The 1,799-nt window shown below is 72.7% G+C and carries 3 protein-coding genes; 1 reads left to right on the top strand and 2 read right to left on the bottom strand.

The annotated features are described in order from the left end of the window. Window positions 1-15: 15 nt before the first annotated feature. Together ACIWVC_RS34555 and ACIWVC_RS34550 are read right to left on the bottom strand one after the other, a co-directional pair. Window positions 16-882 carry an STAS domain-containing protein gene (locus ACIWVC_RS34555; RefSeq protein ID WP_396453278.1) on the bottom strand — a complete coding sequence of 289 codons (867 nt, stop codon included), beginning with the start codon at window positions 880-882 and terminating at the stop codon, window positions 16-18. A gap of 3 nt (window positions 883-885) precedes the next feature. Continuing rightward, the gene (locus ACIWVC_RS34550; RefSeq protein WP_396453276.1) at window positions 886-1,206 is read right to left on the bottom strand and encodes a hypothetical protein; all 321 of its coding nucleotides are present in this window, start codon (window positions 1,204-1,206) and stop codon (window positions 886-888) included. Window positions 1,207-1,591: 385 nt separating this feature from the next. Here ACIWVC_RS34550 and ACIWVC_RS34545 point away from each other — a divergent pair. After that, a partial coding sequence (locus tag ACIWVC_RS34545; protein WP_396453275.1) for a hypothetical protein occupies window positions 1,592-1,799 on the top strand: 208 nt, incomplete at its 3' end.

Below are 1,799 nucleotides of genomic sequence, written 5' to 3'. Positions count from 1 at the left end.
CGTCAGACCGAGGCGTCAGACCGGTTGCTCGGCGCCGAGCAGGCGGTCCTCGATGGAGCGGCAGCCGGTGAACACCGAGCCGAGCCCCTCCCGGTCGATGATCTCGCGGAGCCGGGCCGGCAGCGCGGGCAGCGCCAGGCAGCCGCCCTCCGCGGCGACGCGCCAGCGGATGCCGAGCAGGATCGGCAGCGGGTCGCAGCGGATCCCGAGCCGCTCGTGCATCCGCACCATGAGGTGCCGCAGGTTCCCCTCGACCAGCGTGGTCAGCGTCTCCCCGAGCCGCGGCACCGTCACCTCGTCCAGCACCCCGGACAGGTGGACGACCGTGTGGTCGCCGTCGCCGGCCTCCGTCGTGGTGATCATCAGCTCGGACGGGGCGGGCGGCGTCGGGGTGAGCCCGGCGTCCCCCGGGTGCAGGGCGCGGATGGCGTCGAGCACGTGCGTGGTGTCGGCGTCCCGCGCCGTCCCGGCCGGGACGGGCGTGGCCGTCGCCGCCGCGACGTCCGGGAACACCGGGACGAGCTGCGCCAGCCCGGTGAGGTGCAGCGCGCGCCGCACGTGCGCGGACAGCGCGGGCACCACGGCGCGCAGCGGGCAGCCGAGCAGCTGCGCCCGCGTCTCGGCGCGGGCGAGCAGGACCAGCCCGGCGGCGTCCAGCAGCACCGCGTCACCGAAGTCGATGACGACGCAGGTGCGCCGCCGCCCCCGCGGCGCGCCCCCGGCGGCCGGCGCCCCCGCGGATCCCGCGGCCAGCGAGAGGGCCCTGCTCACCCCCTCGCGGATGCCCGCGTAGTTCTGCCAGCTGATCTGCGCGGGCAGGGTCAGCACGATGAACCCTCGCCGGGTCTCGATGCTCAGGCCCGGCACTACCGTGTCCTTCATACGTCACATCCCGATCGGGGTTCTGGCGGCCGCGCGAGCGGTCCTGGGCGGGGCGGTCAGCGTGGAGCCGGGCGGTCTGGACACCGTCCGGCCGTCCGGATAGGGCGGCCGGCCGCCGCGCACCACGCCCGTGAGCCGGGACGCCGCGAGGCGCTCGATGGTCCGTTCCTCGGGCCGCACCCCGAGATGGGTGCAGCAGCACCACAGGTCGTCGACGCAGCGGCGCACGCTCTCAGCCGGAATGTCGGCGAAGCGGACGCGCAGCCGCGCCACGAGCTCATCGCGCGTCGGTACGACCGATGGCGACTTCTCCCAGCGCTCCACTGTCCCTCCGATCGCTTTGGACGGACGCATTCCGTCCGAACTGATCAGAACCCGCCGCTGGGACGGGTTCTGAGCTTGGAAATGACCTACCCGAGGGCTGCGACAGAAAAAGCGACGAACCTAAAAACACGGACATGACACAACCGTCGCGCGGCAAGTCTTCCGGAGCCGCGGCGCCAGCGAACGTGCCGTGAACAGCCGGGTTTTTGCGCGACTTTTCCACTTCGTGCCCGAGCCGCTGCCGGGCGATGACCATCGGGGCGCGGCCGGTCCGCCCGTCACGGAGCGTACGGAAGTTTTTACGGAAGGTTGCCTGTCGCGAACGTCTCCCGCACCGGCGGCGGGAATTGCTGATCTAGATGTCTCCAACACACCGGGGTGACCCATGCACGGCCAGCCGAAGAACACCGCCCGCAGCACGTCCGACCAGGTCACCGCGCCGGAGGCGGACATCGGCCCGGTCGCCGAGCCGGACCGGGCGCCGGCCGCCGGGGCGATCCCCGACCCGTTCGACGACAAGACGCCGAACACGCCGCTGTGGTTCAAGACGGCGGTGTTCTACGAGGTGTCGGTCCGCGGGTTCGCCGACTCCG

Source organism: Actinomadura sp. (assembly GCF_044508335.1).
Lineage (GTDB): Bacteria > Actinomycetota > Actinomycetes > Streptosporangiales > Streptosporangiaceae > Spirillospora.
This window is presented reverse-complemented; position numbering and strand designations above follow the sequence as displayed.